We start from the raw sequence: 19,744 nt of genomic DNA on the forward strand, positions 1-19,744 counted from the left end.
GCAGGAGTGCACGTGGACGCTGAGGCGGTGGCCGAGTCGTACCCGCGGGAGCGGAACCCGCGGCGGACCCTCCGGGACGAGACGCTGCTCGTCCTAGCGCTGTCGCTCGGCGCGAGCGGCGTTTCCGCCCTGATCAGCTTCATCGGCTCGGTCACGAAACCCGGCGGTCTGAAGGACCAGGCGGCCACCCTCAACGCCTCCGCCGCACCCGGCCGCCCCTGGCTCGACCTGGCCTGGCAGCTGTTCGGCATCGCCACCGCGCTGGTCCCCGTCGCCCTGGTCGCCCACCTCCTGCTGCGCGAGGGCGAGGGCCTGCGCACCCTCGGGTTCGACCGCACCCGACCCTGGTCCGACCTGGCCCGCGGGGCCGGGGTCGCGGCCGTGATCGGCAGCACCGGCATCGCCTTCTACCTGGCCGCCCGCGGACTGGGCTCCAACCTCACCGTCGTCCCCGAGGCCCTGCCCGGGGTGTGGTGGAAGTACCCGGTGCTGATCCTGTCCGCGCTGCAGAACGCGGTCCTCGAAGAGGTGATCGTCGTCGGCTACCTGCTGCGCAGGCTCGGCCGGCTGGGCTGGGGCCCGGGGACCGCGCTGGTGGCCAGCGCGGTCCTGCGCGGGTCGTACCACCTCTACCAGGGCATCGGCGGCTTCGTCGGCAACGTGGTCATGGGCGTGGTCTTCGTCTGGCTGTACCGCCGCTGGGGCCGCGTCGGGCCCCTGGTCGTCGCGCACTCGCTGCTCGACATCGGCGCGTTCGTCGGTTACGCCCTGCTCGCGGGCAGGGTGGGCTGGCTGCCGACGGCCTGAGCGGCGGCCCGCCCGGTCAGGCGAGCAGCTCGCCGTCGAGGACGGTGACCGCGCGGCCCGTGAGCAGTGTGCGCCCGCCGCGCAGCCCGGTGCGGACCAGGCCGGTGCGGCGGGAGGCCTGCAGGCCCGTGAGGTCGTCGCGGCCGAGGCGGGCGGACCAGAGCGGGGCGAGCGCGGTGTGGGCGCTGCCGGTGACCGGGTCCTCGTCGATGCCGACGTTCGGGAAGAAGCAGCGCGAGACGAAGTCGTAGCCGAGGGCCGGGTCGTCGGCGCGGGCGGTGGCGATGACGCCGCGCGCGGAGTGGGCGGCGAGGGCCCCGTGATCCGGGGCGAGCCCCAGGACGGTCTTCTCGTCGGCGAGTTCCACCAGCAGGTCCCCGACGTTCGGGCCGGTGTCGTACACGGCGACCGGTGCGGCGCCCAGCGCGTCGGCGACACCGGCCGGGACCTCCACCTCGGTGAGCGGGGCGGTCGGGAAGTCCAGGGTGATCGAGCCGTCCATGCCGGGCGTGGCCACCAGTACGCCGCTGCGGGTGGCGAACCGCGCGGGCCCCTCGTGGGCGCCGGTGGTGAACAGCACGTGGGCCGTGGCGAGGGTGGCGTGCCCGCACAGGGCGACCTCCGCGACAGGGGTGAACCAGCGCAGTGCCCACTGTGCCTCGCCGTCCCCGGGCAGCGGGTGCGCGAACGCGGTCTCGGCGTGGTTGACCTCCATGGCGACGTTCTGGAGCCAGTCGTCGTCCGGGAAGACGTCGTCCAGGAGCAGGACTCCGGCCGGGTTGCCGGCGAAGGGGCGGTCGGTGAAGGCGTCGACGATTCTGATGCGCATGGCGCCGACGTTAGAGGCGTGGCGAGGGGTGCACCAAAACCAACGCGCGGGTGGTGGCCCGTTTCGCGCGGGGAACCGGGGGGGCCGGGCTGACTCGTCTCAGTGAACTTTGACCGTTCTCACTGAAGTTTGACCGGCTGCTGCTCTACGTTCGCGACGGTTGGGGTTGCAAGGGGCGGGGGCGACGGTGGCTACACCTGTACGGGCATTCGGTGACGAGGCGCTTTCGGCGTTTGAGCTGGACTTTGTGAGGTCTGGAGAGCGTCTTCGGCTGCCGTTGGGCAGGGCCTGGAACACACGCTTCGAGGAGGCGGAACCTGTACGTCCGTTCCGCTGGACGAAGGGTGAGAAGAGCTTCGCGGGCTGGTACTACGCGGTCACGGTCGGCGATCACGTGGGCTACGAGTCGTGGCTCGAGCGGGATCGGTTGATCTTGCTGGACCGGGATCCGGAGGTCGTCGGGATCGGCTCTCAGCCCTTCTGGCTGCACTGGCACGACGGGCAGAGACCGCGGCGTCACGCCCCTGACTACTTCGTACGGCTCGGTGACGGACGAGGCCGTGTGATCGACGTCCGGGCTGGCGACCGCATGGATGAGCGGACCGCGCAGGCCTTCGCTGCGACCCGCCGGGCCTGCGATGCGGTGGGCTGGGAGTTTCAGCACGTGGGCATGCCGGAGCCGGTATTCATGGCGAATGTCCGGTGGCTGGCCCGCTATCGGCGTGACCGCTCCGGACGGCCGGTGGACGTCGCGGCCCGGCTGCTGGAGGTGTTCTCGGAGCCGTTGCCGTTGTGGGCCGGAGCCGAGCGGGTCGGTGACCGTCTGCAGGTCCTGCCGGTGCTGTTCCACCTGCTGTGGTCCGGGCAGCTCGTGACGGATCTGGAGTCCAGGCTGCTGGGAACGGAGAGCCTGGTCAGCGCCGGGAGGAGGAAGCCGTGGGCCGGCTGAAGCGGCCGCCTCGGATCGCGGTCGGGGACCGGGTCCGGTTCGACGGACAGGTCCGCGCGGTGCTTGCCGTCTCGGCAGTGGCCCTGACCTTGACCGACGAGAAGGAGCCGTATCGCGCGGTCCCGTTGCTGGAGCTGTTCGACGCCCACGACTTCCAGGTCGTGGGCACACCGATGCGGATGCCGCTGCCGCCGGCCTCCCTGCTGGAGACCTTCCCCGAAGCGGTGACGGCGAAGGCCTTGTGGTGGGAGGGCCACATCCTGGAGGTGCTGCACGGCCTGCCGCCGGGAGCGGAGCCCGGCACGACGCCGCGGCCCGAATACGGGCCGGACCGGTCGCTGACCGCACGCCAGCGGGCCAAGGCCGCTGAACTGGCGGCCGCCGGGCACCCGGTGACACCCAGCACGGTCGCCCACCGTCGGCGCCGCTACCAGGAACAGGGGGTGATCGGCCTCGCCGACCACCGGCCGATGCGCAAGACACCACAGTTCGGAGAGGTCGACGAGGCGGTGGTCGATGCGATGCGGCAGGCGATCGACGAGGCCGTCGACGCATCAACCCGCACGGGGACCTTCCTCCTCTGGAGAGTCGGAGAAATCCTCCAGAAGACCCCGGAGGGCCGGGCGGCGAAGCTTCCGTCCCGCGCGACGCTCTACCGGCTGCTGGCGAAACTGACCGCGGGCACCCACACCACCGGGTCGGCCACGACCCGCCGTTCCAAGGCCCACGGCGCCAAGACCCCTCACGGTCAGCTGCCGGTCTTCGCGCCGGGCGAGATCATGCAGATCGACTCCACCCCGCTGGACGTGCTGGTCCTGCTCGACAACGGCGTCACGGGCAAAGTCGAGCTCACCGCCATGGTCGATGTCGCCACCCGAACCCTGACCGCGGCGGTGCTGCGTCCGACCACGAAGTCCGTGGACGCCGGCGTGCTGCTGGCCCGCACCGTCACTCCCGAGCTGATGCGGCCGGGCTGGAAGGACGCGCTGAGCATGTCCCGTTCGGTGCTGCCCCACCGCCGTCTGCTGGCGCTGGACGAACGGCTGGAACACGCCGCGGCGCGGCCGGTAATCGTCCCGGAGATGATCGTCTGCGACCACGGAAGCGTGTTCATCTCGCGGAACTTCCGCTCCTCCTGCCGCTTCCTGGAGATCGAGTTCCAGCCGACGCACAAGGGTTCCGGGTTCGAGAAGGGCCACATCGAGAAGATGCTGGGCTCGGTGGCCACGCTGTTCGCGCAGTTCCTGCCCGGCTACACCGGCCGCAACACCGACCACCGCGGGCGCCACCTGGAGCACGAACGCCTGTGGTCCCTGCTCGAGCTTCAGGAACTCCTGGACGAGTGGATCGTCGCCAAGTGGCAGAACCGCAAGCACGACGGTCTGCGCGATCCGTCCCACCCGGGCCGGCTGTTCACCCCGAACGAGAAGTACGCCACTCTGGTCGAGGCCTGCGGCTACGTTCCGATCGCGCTCAGCGGCGATGACTACGTCGAACTCCTGCCCGCGGAATGGCGGGTGGTCAACGAGTACGGCATCCGGATCAAGAACCGCACCTACGACAGCCCGGAACTGGGGCCGATGCGTCGGCAGGACTCCGGTGTCCGGGCCAAACGCGGCCTCTGGGAAGTCCACCGTGACCCCTACGACGTCTCCCGGATCTGGGTCCGTAACCACCGCGGTGACGGCCAGTGGGTCCCGGCCACCTGGAAACACCTGAACCGGGCACCGGTCCCCTTCGGCGACCTGGCCTGGGACCACGTCAGCCACCAGCTGCCCCGCGCCACCGAGGCGGAGATCGCCGACGCGGTCGCCGCCCTGCTCACCCGGGCCCACGGCGGCCCGCAGACCGAGCAGGACCCGAAGCCCGGCAAGCGCGACCGGCGGGTGGCTGCCCGCACGAAAGCCGCAGGGTCCCTCACCCCGGCACCCGTTGCCGGTGCTCAGGCAGAGCCCGAGGACGAAGTCGACCAGAGCGAGGACTCGATGGCCGAGGTGATCCCGCTCGGACTGTTCGACCCGCTCGAAGGCCCCTGGAAACGCTCATGACGGCATCACCCGCTCTGCCCCAGGACTCCCAGCGGCACCTGACCACGATCGACGGCTGGCGTCGCTTCGTCGACGGGCCGCCGGGTCCGCCGCCCCGGCTCGACGATGCCCAGTACGACGCGCTCGGCGAGGCCGGCCAGGCCGCCTTCGACGAAGCCCGCCTCGATCACCACGGCCGTCTGCTGGTGGTCGCCACCTCCGCCGTCCGGCACACCGTCGCCACCGGCCGCCGCCTGGTCGTGCTGAACCGGCATGCGATCAGTGCCCGCCGGGGCCTGATCGTCTCCGGCCCCGCCGGCACCGGGAAGACCATCGCGATCACCCAGCTCGGTCTGTCCCACGAACTGCTGGACCGGGCCCGGCACCCCACCGCCACCGACCGCAAGCCGGTCATCTACGTCACCGTCCCGCCCGCCGCGACACCCCGCATGATCGCGGCCGAGTTCGCCCGGTTCCTCGGACTGCCGGTGATGGCCCGCATGAACATCACCGACCTCATCGAGTCCGTCGTCGGTGTCTGCACCGACGCCCGCACCGGCATGATCCTGGTCGACGAACTCCACAACATCTCGCTCACCACCCAGCACGGCGCCGAAGTCGCCGACACCCTCAAGTACTTCTCCGAGCGGATCCCCGCGACGTTCATCTACGCGGGCATCGACATCGAGCACGGCAGCCTGCTGACCGGCACCCGCGGAGCCCAGATCGCCGGCCGTTTCACCCTGATCCCCACCCACCCCTTCCCTTACAACAGTGAATGGCGGGGCCTGGTCGCCACCATGGAGAAGACCCTCGCCCTGCGGCGGCACCGGTCCGGCACCCTGGCGAAACTGGACCGCTACCTGCACGACCGCACCGGCGGCATGATCGGCGCCCTCTCCCACCAGATCCGCGGGGCCGCGATCGACGCGATCTTCAACGGCACCGAGAAGATCACCAAGGCCGGACTGAAGGCCGTCTCACTGGACGTCGCCGCCGAATCGGCTCAGTCCCGCGGGCCCAGGACGTCCCGATGACCCAGGAGAACATCCGCGTCCTGCCCTTCCAGGTCCGCCCCCGGGCCGGCGAAGGCGTCCGGTCCTTCATCGTCCGCCTGGCCCACGCCAACCATCTCCCGCCCGGCTACCTGCGAACCTTCCTCTGCGAACCGCCCGACCATCTGGGCCTTCCCAGCTGGACACGGCTGGCCGCCGCGACCGGCCGCGACCCTGAGATCCTGCTCGCCACCCTGGAAACCAGGCGCTGCCTGGAGTGCGACGCGGAGATGCCGCCCTCCGACGTCATCGGACGCCGGAGCCTGCGCTGTTCCCAGGCCTGCCGAGAGAAGGCACACCGGGAACGGCATCCTCGCGCTGCCTCACTGAGAGCCCCCTGCCGGCAGTGCGGCAAGAGCATGAAGATCCAGCCCGGACAGCGCTACCGCCTGTGTTCATCCGCCTGTCGAAGGGCCAACTACCTCAAGCACCAGCAGAAATGGTCAGCCGAAGCAGGCCCGGCAGATCCATCCGAACCACCCATCTGCCCCGTCTGCGGCGACCAGATGCTGACACCACGCCGGACATGCTCGGACCGATGCCGCCAGCGAGCACATCGCCAGCAACTCCGGCAGCCTCCTGCGAACCCAAATCCTCCACCGCCGCCGACAGCGCGGCCTGCACCACCGCCGAAGCCACCCGAACCGGCACCCACACCGTCATCACGACCCTGCGAAGTCTGCGAACGGCCGCTGCCACCAGGGCCCTGCCAGAAACAACGCCGGACGTGCTCACAACGCTGCAGGCAGAAGGCGTATCGCCAGCGCCGATCAAACTCCGATGACGGCGGGAAGGCCGGTCAGATGAGGTAGTCCGCGCGCCCCTCATCATCGAGTTCGAAGGGGCCTTCGGGGATGATGCAGAACTCATTGCCCTCGGGATCCGTCATCACCAGGAACCCGCCGGCGTCGTACTCCTCCAGCCGGCGCCCGCCGAGTGCCTCGACACGCTGTTGCTCTGCGGACGGGTCGGGTGAGGTGACGTCGAAGTGCATACGGTTCTTCACAGACTTGGGCTCGCCGGTTCCCTGGAAGCCCAGGCCCAGGCCGTTCTCGCGCTGCAGCCATACATAGGGTCCCATGCGGCCCACGACTGGCCGGCCAAGCAACTCGGACCAGAACGCGGCAAGCCGCTCAGGGTCAGTGGCATCGACGATGAGGGCATTGATCTGCATAGGTGAGTCCGCCATGCCCTGATCCTCTCAGGGCGCACAGGGCCGCCGCTCAGTGTCGGTCGCCACCCGCGCCGTTCGCGGCTGACAAACCATCCGATCGCTGGCTCAGAACAGCGACGGTCAAACTTCGGTGAGACGAACCTGCCAGTGGTCAATCTTCAGTGAGACCGGTCGAACTTCGCTGCGACAGGTCACGGGCGGGGGTGACGGGGGGTTTGCATGCGACCGTTTCCGATATATCGTTGAGTCATCGCGTAACGAACGCGATTGGAACGTGACAGTTCGTACGACGGGATGGAGATCGTGATGCGTACCCACGGATTCGAGCGTGGACACCGTCAGGACGGCCCGGGCCGGTGGGGTCGGGGCGGCATGGGGGGAGGGGGCGGGCGGCGGGCCGCCTTCGGCCCCTTCGGGCCGGGGGGTCCCGGTTTCGGCCCCGGGCCCGGGTTCGGTCCAGGTTTCGGGCCGGGGCCCTGGGGGCCGCGAGGGCGCGGGGGAGGGCGCGGGAGGGCGCGGCGCGGTGACGTGCGCGCCTCGATCCTGGCCCTGCTCAAGGACCGCCCCATGCACGGCTACGAGATGATCCAGGAGATCTCCGGGCGCAGCGGCGGTGCGTGGAAGCCCAGCCCCGGATCGGTCTACCCCACCCTCCAGATGCTGGAGGACGAGGGTCTGATCACCAGTGAGAGCGAGGGCGGCAAGAAGCTGTTCTCCCTCACCGGCAGCGGCCGCAGCGCCGCGCAGGAGGGTCCGCAGGCTCCCTGGGAGGAGGCCTCGCGCGGTGTCGACTGGGAGGCCCTCGGCGAGATCCGCCAGGCCGGTTTCAGCCTGATGGAGGCCTTCGGGCAGGTCTGGAGGACCGGCACCGAGGAGCAGCGCGAGAAGGCGCTGGCCGTCATCAACGACGCCCGCAGGAAGCTGTACCTCATCCTCGCCGACGAGCACTGAGCCGCCGGGCGCCGCGTCGGCGGGCGGTGACGAGCAGCGGTGGGCGGACGCGAGTGCCGGGGCCGGGGCGTCCGGCCCCGCGGGCGCCCCGGTGAGGGGCCCGGGGGGTGCGCGCGGGGCGAAGCCGGCCTGATCTCCTCCGTGAGGATGAGATTCCGGCCGGCGGTGTCCACTCCGCGCGGGACGCGAAGATGGTCCCCTTCGCGGATGCCCCGGCGGCCCGGGGCTGATGGGCTGGGGGTGTGCCATCCCGTATGACCCGCCGGGCCCCGGAGCAGAGCGGCCCGCGCACGGACCAGTACGCCGGACTCAGTGCCGAGCTGGCGGCGGTGCTCGCCGGTGCCCGCCGCAGGGCCGTGCGGGACGGGGACCGGCAGGCCGACACCGCCCATCTGCTCCACTCGCTCCTGGAGGCCGACCCGGAGGTCCGCGCCGCCGTCGCCGCCACCGGGCAGCTCGCCCGGCTGCTGGGCTACCTCGTGCAGCGCAGCATCGGCTACGGACTGCGCTGGCAGGGCGCCGTCGAGGACTCCGGCCCGCTCCCCGCCGTGCCCGGTCCCGGCGCCGCAGGGGACTCCGGCACGTTTCCCGCCGTGCCCGGTCCCGCCCACCGCGGTGCCGGACGCGGAGACGCCGGGGACTGGTCGCCCGCCGCTGCCGCCGCCCTGGCGGAGGCCCGCCGAAGCGCCCGGCGCCGCGGCGCCGCCGTGGCCACCGGCACCGACCTGCTCGCCGTGCTCGTCGTGGATCCGCGCTCCCGGGCCGTGGAGGTCCTCGAACGCGCCGGCATCCCCCGCGGCGACCTGCGCGGCCGCACCGGCGGCCGGGCGCCGCAGCGCACCGGCGACGGGTCCGGCGGCGCCCTCCCGTCCACCCCGTGAGACAGGTGCCAATGGGGGTGACGCTCATGTCATCCCCTGTCATCATGTGCCCGTGCATACGTCAGACAGCCGTTACGGCGACCACGGCAGGGGTGCCGGGCTCGGCCTCGCGCTCGCTTCGGCGCTGGCTTTCGGTGGGTCCGGGGTCGCGGCGAAGCCGCTGATCGAGGCGGGCCTCGACCCGCTGCACGTGGTGTGGCTGCGGGTGGCCGGTGCCGCTGTCGTCATGCTGCCGCTCGCCGTGCGGCACCGCGCCCTGCCGCGCCGCCGTCCCGCGCTGCTCGCCGGGTTCGGGCTGCTCGCCGTCGCCGGGGTCCAGGCCTGTTACTTCGCCGCGCTCTCCCGCATCCCGGTCGGGGTGGCCCTGCTCGTCGAGTACCTGGCACCCGCGCTCGTGCTCGGCTGGGTGCGGTTCGTGCAGCGGCGGCCCGTGACGCGGGCCGCCGCGCTCGGCGTGGTCCTGGCGGTCGGCGGTCTCGCCTGTGTGGTGGAGGTGTGGTCGGGGCTGGGCTTCGACGCGTTGGGCCTGCTGAGCGCCCTCGGTGCCGCCTGCTGCCAGGTGGGCTACTTCGTCCTGTCCGGCCAGGGCGGCGACGCCGGTGACCGGGCACCGGACCCGCTCGGGGTCGTCGCCCACGGCCTGCTCGTCGGCACCGCCGTCCTGACCGCCGTGGCCCGGCCCTGGACCGTGGACTGGTCGGTGCTGGCCGGCCCGGCGCACCTGAACGGCACCGCGGTCCCGGCCGGCGCCCTGCTCGCCTGGCTCGTGCTCGTCGCCACGGTCGTCGCGTACATCACCGGCGTGCTGTCCGTGCGCCGGCTGTCCCCGCAGGTCGCGGGCGTCGTGGCCTGCCTGGAGGCGGTCGTCGCGACCGTGCTGGCCTGGGTGCTGCTCGGCGAACGCCTGTCGGCACCGCAGATCGCCGGCGGCGCGGTCGTCCTCCTCGGCGCGTTCATCGCGCAGTCCTCGTCGCCCGCGGGGAGCCCGACCGGCCCGGCGTCCGGTGACGGCGGAGGCGGCGGGGAAAGAAAGCTGTCCACCCGGGAAACGGCCGCCTGAGACGGGCCTTTGGAAACCCCTGCCCGGCGCACCGCGCCGGGCAGGACGGTGCTGTCCACGGGCGAAGTCCGTGCGCCCCGCCGAAGCGGGTCGCCCCGGATTCCCGCACCCCTGGGTACGCCTCCGCGGAGAAGATCTCGTGTCGCTCGCCCACGCCCTCTACCTCGCCGGAGCCGCCGTCGTCCGGTTCGCCGTCGTCCGGGTGGTCGTGCCGCCGGAGCCGGTGACCGCGGCCGTGCTCGCCGTCGCGCTGCTCGGCGAGCGGCTCACAGTGGCCACCGCGGCCGGCGTCCTGCTGATGCCCGGTGCCGTCGCGGGCCCCGCGGTGGGCGAGGCCCCGGAGCCGGGCGGCGGGAGCGGGTCCGCCCGGCCCCTGGAGTCTCCCGCCCGGATCGGGTCGGACCCCGCGAACCCCGCGGGATCCGGACGGCAGGCCCTGGGTCACAGCGCCGCCAGGTAGTCCGGGAGCCCGATGCCGGGGGCCAGGTCGGCGTTGGCGACGGGCGCGCCGTAGCCCCTGCGGAGCGGGACGACGCCGGCCCAGTACGGCAGGGAGAGGTCGGCGGGCTCGTCGTTGGCGCCGCCGGTGCGCGCCTTGGCCGAGACCTCGTCCAGGTCCAGGCGGATGACCGCGGTGGCGGCCAGCTCCTTCTTGTTCGCGGGCCGGGAGTCGGCGGCCCGGCCCGGGACCACGTGGTCCACCAGCGCGTCCAGGGCCAGCCGCCGCTCCTCGGGGTCGGTGACCTCGTGCGCGACGCCGTGCACCACCACGGAGCGGTAGTTGATCGAGTGGTGGAAGGCGGAGCGGGCCAGCACCAGCTCGTCGACGTGGGTGACCGTCAGGCACACCGCCAGTCCCGGATCGGCCTCGCCGGTCATCCGCAGCGGGCGCGAACCGGTCGAGCCGTGGACGTAGAGCCGCTCGCCGACCCGGCCGTAGAGCGTCGGCAGCACCACCGGGGCGCCGTCCCGGACGAAGCCGAGGTGGCAGACGTAGCCCTCGTCGAGTATCGCGTGCACCAGTTCCCTGTCGTACGACGCCCGGTTCGCGGACCGCGTGGGCACGGTGCGGTCGGTCGGGGTGTAGGCGTCGGGCTGCGCGGACGTCTCCCGGGTCTCCTGCACGGCGGTCCCCTCCTTGGTGGATGCATTGCACTAGTGCATAATTGGTTTTGTGCTAGGAGAGTATCCGATTCAGGGACGGGGCGCAGCGGAGATCGCGGCCAGCGTCGAACGGGCGGTCGGCGCCGGGGAGCTGGAACCGGGCCGGCCGCTGCCGCCCATGCGGGAGTTGGCGGCCCGCCTCGGGGTGAACCCCAACACGGTGGCGGCCGCCTACCGCACCCTGCGTGAGCGCGGGGTGATCGAGACCGCCGGACGCCGGGGCAGCAGGGTCCGGTCCAAACCGGCGACCACGGGACGCGAGCAGATCCGGGTGGAGGTGCCCGCGGGGGTGCGGGACGTGGCCGGCGGCAACCCCGACCCCACGCTGCTGCCGCCACTGGCGGACGCCTTCGCGGCGGCAGCCGCCCTGGGCGACCGGGACCCGGTGCTGTACGGGTCCGACCCCGTCGAGCCGCAGCTCGCCCGGCTCGCCCGTGCCGCCCTGGCCGCCGACGGAGTACCGGACGGTCCCCTCGCCGTGGCCTCCGGCTCGCTGGACGCCGTCGAGCGGGTCCTCGCCGCGCACCTGAAACCGGGCGACCCGGTCGGGGTGGAGGACCCCGGCTGGGGGAGCCTGCTGGACCTGGTCCCGGCGCTCGGACTGAGCCCCCTGCCCGTCGGTGTGGACGACGAGGGCCCGCGTCCCGACGATGTCCGCCGTGCGCTGCGGTCGGGCGCGCGCGCCCTGATCGTCACCGCCCGGGCGCAGAACCCGACCGGGGCCGCGGTGACCGCGGCGCGGGCGCGTGCGCTGCGGTCGGTGCTCCGGGAACACCCCGGCACGCTGCTGATCGAGGACGACCACGGGCACGGCATCGTGGACGTGCCCCTCCACCCCCTCGCCGGGGCCACCCGGCACTGGGCCTTCGTGCGTTCCGTCGCCAAGGCCTGGGGACCGGACCTACGGCTCGCCGTGTTCACCGGGGACGCCGTCACCGTCGACCGGGTGCGCGGGCGGCAGCGGCTGGGCCCCGGGTGGGTGAGCCGGCTCCTCCAGCGGGCCGTGGCGCGGCTGTGGAGCGACGGCGCGGTGGACACCCGCGCGGTGGCGGCCTCCTACGGAAGCCGCCGGGACGCCCTGATCGGGGCGCTCGCGCGGCACGGTGTCGCGGCACACGGCCGCAGCGGCCTGAACGTCTGGGTGCCCGTCCCCGACGAGACCGGCGCGGTGGCCCGTCTCCTGCACGCGGGCTGGGCGGTCACACCGGGAGCGCGCTTCCGCCTGGCGAGCCCGCCCGGCATCCGCGTCACCGTGTCGGCCCTGACCCCGGAGGAAACCGGGCCCCTGGCCGAGGCGGTGGCGGCGGCGATGCGCCCGGCACCGGTGCGCACGTACGCCTAGGAGGGCCCGCCCGTCCCGCCCGGTCCGGGCGGCTCGTGTCCTAGCCGCCGCGCCGCACCTGGGTCAGCGCCGCCCCCGCGAGGACGACCAGCGCGCCCACCGGCGTGTTCCAGCTCAGCGACTCCCCGAGGATCGCGACGCCCGCCGCCGTGGCGATGACGGGGACGAAGTACGTGACCATCTGCGCCGTGGTGGGCCCGACCTCGGCGACCAGGCCGTACTGGATGAGGACCGCCAGCCCCGTGCCCAGTGCCCCCAGCGCGGCGACGGCCAGCAGCGGGACGAGGGGAAGGTGCGCGGGGAACGAGGTGAACAGCGGTGTGACCACGGCCAGTTGGACGGTGGCGAGCAGCAGCTGCGCGCCGGTCATCGACAGGTGCGAGTTCCCCGTGTCCGCCAGTGTCCGCCGGACGTAGATCCAGCCGACCGGATAGCTCAGCGAGGCCAGCAGCGCCATCGCCGTCCCCCCGGCGTCCAGTCCGTGGAAGCCCTGCCACGCGCCGAGGACCGTCAGCACCCCGAGGAAGCCCAGGCCGAGGCCGGCGAAGCGCACCCGCGTCGGCCGGTCCTCGGACAGGGCGACCAGGGACAGGGCCATGCCCCACAGCGGTGAGGTGGCGTTGCAGATGCCGGCCAGCGTGGACGGGACGGTCAGCTCCGCGTAGGCGAAGAGGGAGAACGGCAGGGCGTTGAGGAAGAACGCGGCGACCGCCATGCGGCCCCACAGGCGCGCCCCGCGCGGCAGCCGCTCCCGCTTCACGGCCATCGCCGCCCCCAGGACCGCCGTGCCGAACACCAGCCGGCCCAGCGTGACCTGGAACGGCGCGTAGCCGTTCGTGCCCACCTTGATCAGCAGGAAGCTGAAGCCCCAGATCAGGGACAGGACACCGAAACGCAGCCGCCAGTCGGTACGGGGCCGGGGCGGGGCCGGGGCGGGGGACCGGGTGCGGGAGGTGGCGACCGTGCTCATGACGCCAACGATGCTGGAGCCAACGTCGTAGCACAATCGAGATTTCTCACGGAGTATCTCGTAGGATCGCTTACATGTTGAACCTGGAGCGCCTGCGCACGCTGGACGCCCTCGCCCGGCACGGCTCGGTGAGCGCCGCCGCCGACGCGCTGCACGTCACCACCTCCGCCGTCTCGCAGCAACTGGGCAAGCTGGAACGGGAGGTCGGCCAGCGGCTGCTCGCCAAGAACGGGCGCGGAGTGCGGCTCACGGACGCCGGGCGGCTGCTGTCCGAGCACGCGGCACGCATCCTCTCCCAGGTGGAGCTGGCCCAGTCCGATCTGGAGGCGCACCGGGGCCGGGTCGCCGGCGAACTGCGCCTGTCGGCGTTCCCGACCGCCGCCCGGGGCCTGTTCCCGGCCGCGCTGGCCGCCCTGCGCGCGCGGCACCCGGGCCTGCGGGTGCGCTCCAGCGAACTGGAGCCCGAACAGGGCATCGCCGCCGTCGTCCGCGGCGACCTCGATCTCGCGGTCGTCCTCGACTGGTACAACAAGCCGATGCCCGTTCCCGAGGGCCTGGTCAAGGCGGCCCTCCTGGACGACCCCGCCGATGTCGCCATGCCCGCCGGACACCGGCTCGCCGACCGGGACGAGGTGGACCTCGCCGAGTTCGCCGAGGACGAGTGGATCACCTGGGGCCAGGGGGAGTTCTGCCACGAGTGGCTGATGTTCACCCTGCGGTCGAAGGGCGTCGAGCCGATCGTCGGCCACCGCGCGGGCGAGACCCACACCCAGCTCGGCCTCGTCGCCGCCGGCCTGGGCGTGTGCATCGCGCCGCTGCTGGGCCGCCACCCGGTGCCGCCGGGCGTGGTGACGGTCCCGCTCAGACAGCGGGTGCGCCGCCACGTGTACGTCGTCTGGCGGGCCGACGCCGACCGCCGCCCGTCGATCCGCGCGGCGGTCGAGGCGCTGAAGGCGGCGGCCCGGCAACTGGGCTGAGCGTCACCGCGCGCCCAGTTTGCGGAAGTCCCAGGAGACGGTCTTCTCCGGGGTCAGCCGCGCCCAGGCGTGCTGGCCGTCGTGCGGCAACTCCTCCAGGCCGAGGTACTTGCGGGCGAACAGCGTCTCCACCGTGTCCAGTTCGGCGCACAGTTCCCCGGTCCGCGGCACCTCGCCCACGAACTCCACCCGCCCGGACAGCTCGGCCCCGCGCAACCGGTCGTACTCCTCGCCCGCGTCGACCACGACGGCCACCCGGGGATCACGGCGCAACTGCGCCCAGCGCCTGCTGCGCACCACCGAGTACAGCCACAGCGAGGTGCCGTCCCAGACGAACCACAGCGCGCTCACGTGCGGCGCGCCGTCCGCCGAGACGGACGCGACCCGGCAGGTGCGCCGAGCGGTGAGGAACTCGTCCAGCTCGCCGGGCGTCATCATGATCCTGCGGCCACGGCGCTGCTGAGCTGCGGGCATGCGGCCCCTTCCTTCTCCCACGTCGTGCCGGAGGACGCCCCCGGGGGTGATCCTCCGCCATCGCGTCGCAGAAGGGAACGGGCCGTCCCTCCCCGGCGTCCCCGCGGGGCGCTCCGGTCCTCCGGGCGGCCCGGGTTCAGGCGAGTCTGATCTCGTCGCCGGAGACGGTGATCCGCTCGGCCGGCAGCGGCCTGGTCGCCGGTCCCGCCTGGACGCTGCCGTCGGCGACGGAGAAGCGGCTGTGGTGGCAGGGACAGGCGATCGCGCCGTTCTCGACGGTGGTCACCGCGCACCCCTGGTGGGTGCACTTCGACGAGAACGCCCGGTACGTCCCCGCCGTCGGCTGGGTGACCACCACTCCCTGCTCCTTGTAGATCCTGCCGCCGCCCTCCGGGATCTCGGACGTCTTGCCGAGCACGGTGCCGGCCGAGTCGGCGGAGGTGTTCTCGGTGGAGTCGTCCTCCGAACCGCAGGAGGCCAGTGCGACGGTGAGCCCCGCCGCCCCGGCCGCCGCGATGACAATGCGGCGGGCCGGTCCCGCCGCGGAATCGAGCGATGTGCTGGTCATGTGGGGCTTCCCTTCGCGGAGCGTTTCGCGGTCCGTCCAGGTGTACGGTCCGCGGACGCCGCCCGTTCAGACGGCACGCCGACGCCCTGCCCCGCGTCACTCCACCGTCGGCCCGGACCCGCCGCCCCCGGCGACCCCGGGCGAACGCTCCTCGGCTTGGCTGAAATCCCGGCAGGCACTACGCGGGTCCGGCCGCTCATTCCGGCGCGCCGACCGCACGACCCGAGCCATCCACACCCGCTTGACCTGCGCCTACACGGGGTGAAAAAGATTTATCGGCGTCAATATCGCCCAGCGTTTTCAAGCCGCAGCCCGACATGGGGGTATCTGGCATTATTCGTGGGCGCCATTTGAGTTCTACACGCGTAACTTCAGTGTGCACCGACATCAACGGTTGACGGGGGGCGGCCGGGGTAGGGTTAGCTTTGTCGAGAGTGGTGAGAGGGCTCTGCCCGGCCGCACGGCCGAGCATTGTTCCCTTTCTGCACCTGAATAATCGGACAGGGAGGTACTTCACGTGTAGAGACGAGCGCGGAGTTGTGCAAGAGCTGGCGCCGCATCGGCTGGTGAAATTTCGACAGCAGGTTACTTTCCCTCCCGTTGTCGGGGTGAGACCCGTCCGTCGGTGCGCCTGGGGGAATCCTTACATGTCAGCGGGTGACCAGGCGTGATGGTGGCGAGCTGTGCGTCGGCCTCTCCTGCCGCCGGATCCGGCGTGGTCCGACTCGGCCGACCGTCGGACTCGTGAAAGAATTCAGAATTCATGGAAATTCGAGGAATTCGGCGTCCCGGTGCGCGTTCCGGTGAAGTCGTGTCGTGGTTTCCGGCAGGGCGGCGGGCCTCCGGCCTTCCCGTAACGCGTTCGCTCCCGGAGTGCCCGGATTTCGTGCAAACCGTGGTCCGGCAGCCGGATCCGCGGGCCGCACTTCCTGAACAAAACCGGTGCAGGTGGACGTCTCGGCGGCCGTGCGGCGTTCCATACCGCGCGATCCGCTGTCCCGGGAGTTGTCCGGCGGACCGGACGAGGCCCTGGAACACCTGGAAAAGCGGGCCGCGCGGACAGCGGTGGTCCTCGCTCGGGACCGGCGGACACCCCACCGCCTCGCTCTTCGAAATCCGCGACCGGTTCTCCGGACAAATCGTCCGGGTCACCGCGGTCACCGCGGTCACCGGCGCCGGGGACGAGCCGGACCTCGCGCGGCCGCCGGAGACGCATCCCCCGACTCCCGCGGGTGAGCCGTCTCCACCGCGCGCCGGCAGGCCGGCACTTCCAGCCGTGCGGCGGGCAGTGCCGTGGGCCTCCTGCACGGCGCCTCCGCGGGACCCTTCGACCTCCCCCGTCCAGGCCGAGATCCCGGCCGGCCCGAGCACGCCGTCCCCCGGGGACCTCGCTCCGGCCCGCACGAGGTGGCGGCACGGAACCGTGCCGCCACCGCCGCGACCTGGCCCACCCACTTCAACGACCGGATGTCATGAGCGTCGACACACATCAGACACGGGCCCGGCCGGACGCCCACCTCGACCGCCGCCCCGAGGACGGACCCCCTCTCGCGGGCGTGCGCGAGCTGCTCGGCACACCGGCCGCGGCCCCCGCGTCCCGCAGGGAGCTCCGGGGGCACGTCACCACCGGGGCGGTCCCGGCGAGCGAGCGGGGCCCGTCCCCGGACGTCCACGACGAGCGGCTGCGGTCCCGCGTCCGGGCCCGCCCCGACCGCGCGAGCGCGCACGGCCTGTGGTGAACCGGACTCAGCGATTCACGTCGGCCATGACCGTGGTCGCCGCCTTCCTGGCGGCCATGGGCCAGTTCATCGTCAACGTCGCGCTGACCACCGTCCATGACGACTTGCATGCGCCGGTGTCCCGGACGGAACTCTCCGTCAGCGGTCACGCCCTCGTCTACGGTGCCGTGCTGATCACGGGCGGACGAGTGGGCGCCCTCTACGGGTACCGGCGCCTCTCCGCCCTCGGGGTGGCGGCCTTCACCCTTGCCTCGCTGGGCTGCGGTCCGGCCCCCTCGGCCGGCGTCCTCGTCACGTGCCGCCTGGTGCAGGGCGCCGGAGCGGCCCTGTTCTCCCCCAGACGCTGTCCTTTCCGGGAGCCGTTCGGGAAACGGCCCCCGCGGTCGCCGCGCAGGACACCGTGCCGTCCGCCGGCGCCCTGGGCGCCTTCCGGCCCGAGGGGGCCGCCGTCGCAGGCGTCACGATGCGACCCGCCCGTGCCGGACCCGGCCCGGCCCCGCCGGGCCCGCGGCAGGCCTCCGTGCCGGGACCGGCTGGGGCCACACCGGTCCCGCGCCCGCCGAGCACCCTCCCGACCCCCTGATCGACGCGCTCCGCCAGGTGCCGAAGACCACGGTGAGTCCCTGGACCAGGGCGCGTCGCGCGCGACGGCACAGCGTTTCCCCGGCGCGTGCCGGCTCCCAGCCCTGCAGTTGCAACCCGAGGAGATGACCTCCCATGCCCGACTCGACCGGTGAATCCGTCCTCGTCCTGGTCAACGACGAAGGGCAGTACTCGCTGTGGGCGAGCCACCTGGACGTGCCCCCCGGATGGCGCGTCGTGCGCTCGACGTCGAGCACCCGGGAATCCGCCGCCTTCATCGAGGAGAACTGGACGGACATCCGGCCGAAGAGCATGGCCGGTGCCGACGGCGGAACGGATCCGGCGGACGCCCGGCCGAGCGTGCACGCGCTGTTCGCCGAACAGGCGGCGAGGACACCGGACACGGCGGCGCTGGTCTGGCGGGACCAGGAGATCAGCTACCGGGAACTCGACGAAAGGTCCGGCAGGCTGGCCAGCCTCCTGGCCGACCGGGGCGTCGGTCGCGGCGACTTCGTCGCCCTGTGCGTCGAGCGGACACCCCTGGCGGTCATCTCCTTGCTCGGAATCCTGAAAGCGGGCGCGGCCTATGTCCCGCTCGACCCCGAGTATCCGGTGGAGCGGCTGCGCTACGTGCTGGACGACACCGGAGCCCGGCTCCTGCTGACGCAGGAAGCACTGGGCTTCCTGTTCGTCGGCCACGAGCGGGAAACCCTCTGGCTCGACAGGGAACAGGGCCACATCGACGGCCTGCCCGTCGCGCCGGACGCCGGCACCGCTCCTTCGAGCGCCGCGTACGTCATCCACACCTCCGGATCCACCGGAAGGCCCAAGGGAGTGCTGGTGACGCACCGGTCACTGGCCCACCACGCCGCCTCCGTGAACAGGACACTGCAGCTCGGCCCGGGGGACCGCGTACTGCAGTGCCGGTCGCTGAGTTTCGACGCCGCCGCCGAGGAGATCTTCCCGCCCCTCCTGCACGGCGCCACGCTCGTCCTCGGCGAGGATCCGCTGCGCCAGACGTTCCGTGCCCTGACCCAGCAGGTCGTCGACACCAAGACGACGTTCCTCAGCATCCCGACCGCGTTCTGGCACAGCTGGGTCCTGGAAGAGGACTGCCTCGTCCGGCTGGCCGCGGAATCGTCGCTCCGGGTCGTGATCGTCGCGGGCGAGAAGGCGGAACGGCGGGCCCTGGACACCTGGAACACTCGGGTGGGCGCGGCCATCCGCTGGTGCAACGTGTACGGCCCGACCGAGGGCACCATCACGTCGACCCTCTTCGAGCCGGGGGCCGACTGGGACGGCGGTGACACCCCGTCCGTTCCCATCGGACACCCCATCGAGGACGTGCGGGCCCACGTACTGGACGATGCCCTGCGGCCCGTCGCCGCGGGAACGGTCGGTGAGCTGTACATCGGCGGCGCAGGCGTGGCCGTCGGCTATCTCAACAAGCCTGCGATGACCGCGGAGAGGTTCCTCGCCGATCCCTTCTCCGGGGTGCCCGGACAGCGTCTGTTCCGGACGGGGGACCTGGTCCGGTCGACGGTGGACGGCGCCATCGAGTTCGTCGGCCGCCGCGACCACCAGGTGAAACTGCGCGGCTACCGCGTCGAGCTCGGCGAGATCGAACTCGTCCTGGGCGACCACCCGGACATCCAGGGCTGCGTCGCCCTCGTCGACGACACCGACCCGCAGAACACGCGACTGGTGTGCCACGTCGTCGCGCGCGACGGCGCCGATGCGGCCAACGGCGAGCTGATGGCCCACGTCCGGCGCCACCTGCCCTGGTACATGGTCCCCGCGGCCATCCACGTCATCGACGCCTTCCCCCTGACCCCCAACGGCAAGATCGACCGCACCGCCCTGTCAGCCACCGGGCCGAGCACCCCCGCAGAGGCCGACCACATCGCGCCGCGCACCCCGGTCGAGGCCGTCCTGGCAGCGGTCTGGGAGGAGGTCCTGGACCGGCCGGGCATCAGCGTCGACGCCGACTTCTTCCAGCTGGGCGGGCACTCCCTGCTGGCGGCCACGCTCCTGTCCCGCATACGCTCCCGGCTCGGCGTGTCCGTCCCGGCCCGCGTCCTGTTCGCGTCCCCGACGATCGAAGCGCTGGCAGCAGCGGTCGTACGGCTGAAGTCCGAACCGGTGGCCCATGCCTCGTGAGGCGACCGGCAGGCCCCCGCGCCCACCGCACCCCA

The 19,744-nt window shown here is 72.5% G+C and carries 18 protein-coding genes and 1 pseudogene; 13 read left to right on the plus strand and 6 right to left on the minus strand.

The window, feature by feature from the left end; all coding sequences use genetic code 11:
• The first annotated feature begins 6 nt into the window (after positions 1-6).
• Complete coding sequence (locus tag QQY24_RS26165; RefSeq protein ID WP_301976363.1) at positions 7-807, plus strand: CPBP family intramembrane glutamic endopeptidase; 801 nt, start codon at positions 7-9, stop codon at positions 805-807.
• Between the two features lie 16 nt (positions 808-823).
• Here QQY24_RS26165 and QQY24_RS26170 read toward each other — a convergent pair whose 3' ends face one another.
• Complete coding sequence (locus QQY24_RS26170; protein ID WP_301975166.1) at positions 824-1,636, minus strand: PhzF family phenazine biosynthesis protein; 813 nt, start codon at positions 1,634-1,636, stop codon at positions 824-826.
• Positions 1,637-1,823: 187 nt separating this feature from the next.
• Between QQY24_RS26170 and QQY24_RS26175 the strand changes: the two genes are divergently transcribed.
• From QQY24_RS26175 to QQY24_RS26185, 3 genes are read left to right on the plus strand one after another with little or no spacing between them, the layout of a single operon-like run.
• On the plus strand, positions 1,824-2,585 hold the full coding sequence (locus QQY24_RS26175) for a TnsA-like heteromeric transposase endonuclease subunit (RefSeq protein ID WP_301975167.1): 762 nt from the start codon (positions 1,824-1,826) through the stop codon (positions 2,583-2,585).
• Positions 2,573-4,633 carry a transposase gene (locus tag QQY24_RS26180; RefSeq protein ID WP_301975168.1) on the plus strand — a complete coding sequence of 687 codons (2,061 nt, stop codon included), beginning with the start codon at positions 2,573-2,575 and terminating at the stop codon, positions 4,631-4,633. The genes QQY24_RS26175 and QQY24_RS26180 overlap by 13 nt, the downstream gene beginning before the upstream one ends.
• Complete coding sequence (locus QQY24_RS26185; protein WP_301975169.1) at positions 4,630-5,649, plus strand: ATP-binding protein; 1,020 nt, start codon at positions 4,630-4,632, stop codon at positions 5,647-5,649. Before QQY24_RS26180 ends, QQY24_RS26185 begins: the two co-directional genes overlap by 4 nt.
• 817 nt (positions 5,650-6,466) lie before the next feature.
• On the opposite strand, the gene QQY24_RS26190 is transcribed toward QQY24_RS26185, so the two are convergent.
• Positions 6,467-6,856: a VOC family protein gene (locus tag QQY24_RS26190; RefSeq protein WP_301975170.1), complete on the minus strand. Its 390-nt coding sequence runs from the start codon at positions 6,854-6,856 to the stop codon at positions 6,467-6,469.
• A gap of 291 nt (positions 6,857-7,147) precedes the next feature.
• Between QQY24_RS26190 and QQY24_RS26195 the strand changes: the two genes are divergently transcribed.
• The 4 genes and pseudogenes from QQY24_RS26195 to QQY24_RS26210 form a co-directional block, all read left to right on the plus strand.
• A complete protein-coding gene (locus QQY24_RS26195) occupies positions 7,148-7,792 on the plus strand; it encodes a PadR family transcriptional regulator (RefSeq protein WP_301976364.1) in 645 nt (214 codons plus the stop codon).
• A gap of 254 nt (positions 7,793-8,046) precedes the next feature.
• Positions 8,047-8,673, plus strand: a complete 627-nt coding sequence (locus QQY24_RS26200) for a Clp protease N-terminal domain-containing protein (RefSeq protein ID WP_301975171.1) — start codon at positions 8,047-8,049, stop codon at positions 8,671-8,673.
• 46 nt (positions 8,674-8,719) lie between these two features.
• Complete coding sequence (locus tag QQY24_RS26205) at positions 8,720-9,733, plus strand: DMT family transporter (RefSeq protein ID WP_301975172.1); 1,014 nt, start codon at positions 8,720-8,722, stop codon at positions 9,731-9,733.
• Between the two features lie 142 nt (positions 9,734-9,875).
• Positions 9,876-10,193, plus strand: a pseudogene (locus QQY24_RS26210) (hypothetical protein); the annotation flags it as partial.
• On the opposite strand, the gene QQY24_RS26215 reads toward QQY24_RS26210, so the two are convergent.
• Positions 10,175-10,858, minus strand: a complete 684-nt coding sequence (locus QQY24_RS26215; protein ID WP_301975173.1) for a pyridoxamine 5'-phosphate oxidase family protein — start codon at positions 10,856-10,858, stop codon at positions 10,175-10,177. The pseudogene QQY24_RS26210 and the gene QQY24_RS26215 overlap by 19 nt on opposite strands.
• A gap of 49 nt (positions 10,859-10,907) precedes the next feature.
• On the opposite strand from QQY24_RS26215, the gene QQY24_RS26220 reads away from it, so the two are divergent.
• Positions 10,908-12,239 (plus strand): aminotransferase class I/II-fold pyridoxal phosphate-dependent enzyme, encoded by a 1,332-nt coding sequence (locus QQY24_RS26220; RefSeq protein WP_301975174.1) that lies wholly within the window; start codon positions 10,908-10,910, stop codon positions 12,237-12,239.
• A gap of 40 nt (positions 12,240-12,279) precedes the next feature.
• On the opposite strand, the gene QQY24_RS26225 is transcribed toward QQY24_RS26220, so the two are convergent.
• A complete protein-coding gene (locus QQY24_RS26225) occupies positions 12,280-13,209 on the minus strand; it encodes a DMT family transporter (RefSeq protein ID WP_301975175.1) in 930 nt (309 codons plus the stop codon).
• Positions 13,210-13,283: 74 nt separating this feature from the next.
• On the opposite strand from QQY24_RS26225, the gene QQY24_RS26230 reads away from it, so the two are divergent.
• Positions 13,284-14,186, plus strand: coding sequence for a LysR family transcriptional regulator (locus QQY24_RS26230; protein ID WP_301975176.1), 903 nt, complete (start codon positions 13,284-13,286; stop codon positions 14,184-14,186).
• 3 nt (positions 14,187-14,189) lie between these two features.
• Here QQY24_RS26230 and QQY24_RS26235 read toward each other — a convergent pair whose 3' ends face one another.
• Together QQY24_RS26235 and QQY24_RS26240 are read right to left on the minus strand one after the other, a co-directional pair.
• A complete protein-coding gene (locus QQY24_RS26235) occupies positions 14,190-14,660 on the minus strand; it encodes a pyridoxamine 5'-phosphate oxidase family protein (protein ID WP_301975177.1) in 471 nt (156 codons plus the stop codon).
• Between the two features lie 136 nt (positions 14,661-14,796).
• Entirely contained in the window at positions 14,797-15,228 is a 432-nt protein-coding gene (locus tag QQY24_RS26240) for a Rieske (2Fe-2S) protein (protein WP_301975178.1), read from the minus strand.
• 1,472 nt (positions 15,229-16,700) lie between these two features.
• Between QQY24_RS26240 and QQY24_RS26245 the strand changes: the two genes are divergently transcribed.
• From QQY24_RS26245 to QQY24_RS26250, 3 genes are read left to right on the plus strand one after another with little or no spacing between them, the layout of a single operon-like run.
• Entirely contained in the window at positions 16,701-16,967 is a 267-nt protein-coding gene (locus QQY24_RS26245; RefSeq protein WP_301975179.1) for a hypothetical protein, read from the plus strand.
• Positions 16,968-16,993: 26 nt separating this feature from the next.
• Positions 16,994-17,704, plus strand: coding sequence for an MFS transporter (locus QQY24_RS34830; RefSeq protein ID WP_367658019.1), 711 nt, complete (start codon positions 16,994-16,996; stop codon positions 17,702-17,704).
• Positions 17,685-19,709, plus strand: coding sequence for an amino acid adenylation domain-containing protein (locus tag QQY24_RS26250; RefSeq protein ID WP_301975180.1), 2,025 nt, complete (start codon positions 17,685-17,687; stop codon positions 19,707-19,709). Before QQY24_RS34830 ends, QQY24_RS26250 begins: the two co-directional genes overlap by 20 nt.
• The last annotated feature ends 35 nt before the right edge of the window (positions 19,710-19,744 follow it).

The sequence above is a fragment of the Streptomyces sp. TG1A-8 genome, from assembly GCF_030499535.1.
GTDB lineage: Bacteria > Actinomycetota > Actinomycetes > Streptomycetales > Streptomycetaceae > Streptomyces.

What these genes read in the sequence shown, in the direction of transcription:
- QQY24_RS26170 (WP_301975166.1), bottom strand. Translation starts at nt 1,636, where the DNA reads ATGCGCATCAGAATCGTCGACGCCTTCACCGACCGCCCCTTCGCCGGC.
- QQY24_RS26185 (WP_301975169.1), top strand. Translation starts at nt 4,630, where the DNA reads ATGACGGCATCACCCGCTCTGCCCCAGGACTCCCAGCGGCACCTGACC.
- QQY24_RS26190 (WP_301975170.1), bottom strand. Translation starts at nt 6,856, where the DNA reads ATGGCGGACTCACCTATGCAGATCAATGCCCTCATCGTCGATGCCACT.
- QQY24_RS26195 (WP_301976364.1), top strand. Translation starts at nt 7,148, where the DNA reads ATGCGTACCCACGGATTCGAGCGTGGACACCGTCAGGACGGCCCGGGC.
- QQY24_RS26200 (WP_301975171.1), top strand. Translation starts at nt 8,047, where the DNA reads ATGACCCGCCGGGCCCCGGAGCAGAGCGGCCCGCGCACGGACCAGTAC.
- QQY24_RS26225 (WP_301975175.1), bottom strand. Translation starts at nt 13,209, where the DNA reads ATGAGCACGGTCGCCACCTCCCGCACCCGGTCCCCCGCCCCGGCCCCG.
- QQY24_RS26230 (WP_301975176.1), top strand. Translation starts at nt 13,284, where the DNA reads ATGTTGAACCTGGAGCGCCTGCGCACGCTGGACGCCCTCGCCCGGCAC.
- QQY24_RS26235 (WP_301975177.1), bottom strand. Translation starts at nt 14,660, where the DNA reads ATGCCCGCAGCTCAGCAGCGCCGTGGCCGCAGGATCATGATGACGCCC.
- QQY24_RS26240 (WP_301975178.1), bottom strand. Translation starts at nt 15,228, where the DNA reads ATGACCAGCACATCGCTCGATTCCGCGGCGGGACCGGCCCGCCGCATT.
- QQY24_RS26245 (WP_301975179.1), top strand. Translation starts at nt 16,701, where the DNA reads ATGAGCGTCGACACACATCAGACACGGGCCCGGCCGGACGCCCACCTC.
- QQY24_RS34830 (WP_367658019.1), top strand. Translation starts at nt 16,994, where the DNA reads ATGACCGTGGTCGCCGCCTTCCTGGCGGCCATGGGCCAGTTCATCGTC.
- QQY24_RS26250 (WP_301975180.1), top strand. Translation starts at nt 17,685, where the DNA reads ATGCCCGACTCGACCGGTGAATCCGTCCTCGTCCTGGTCAACGACGAA.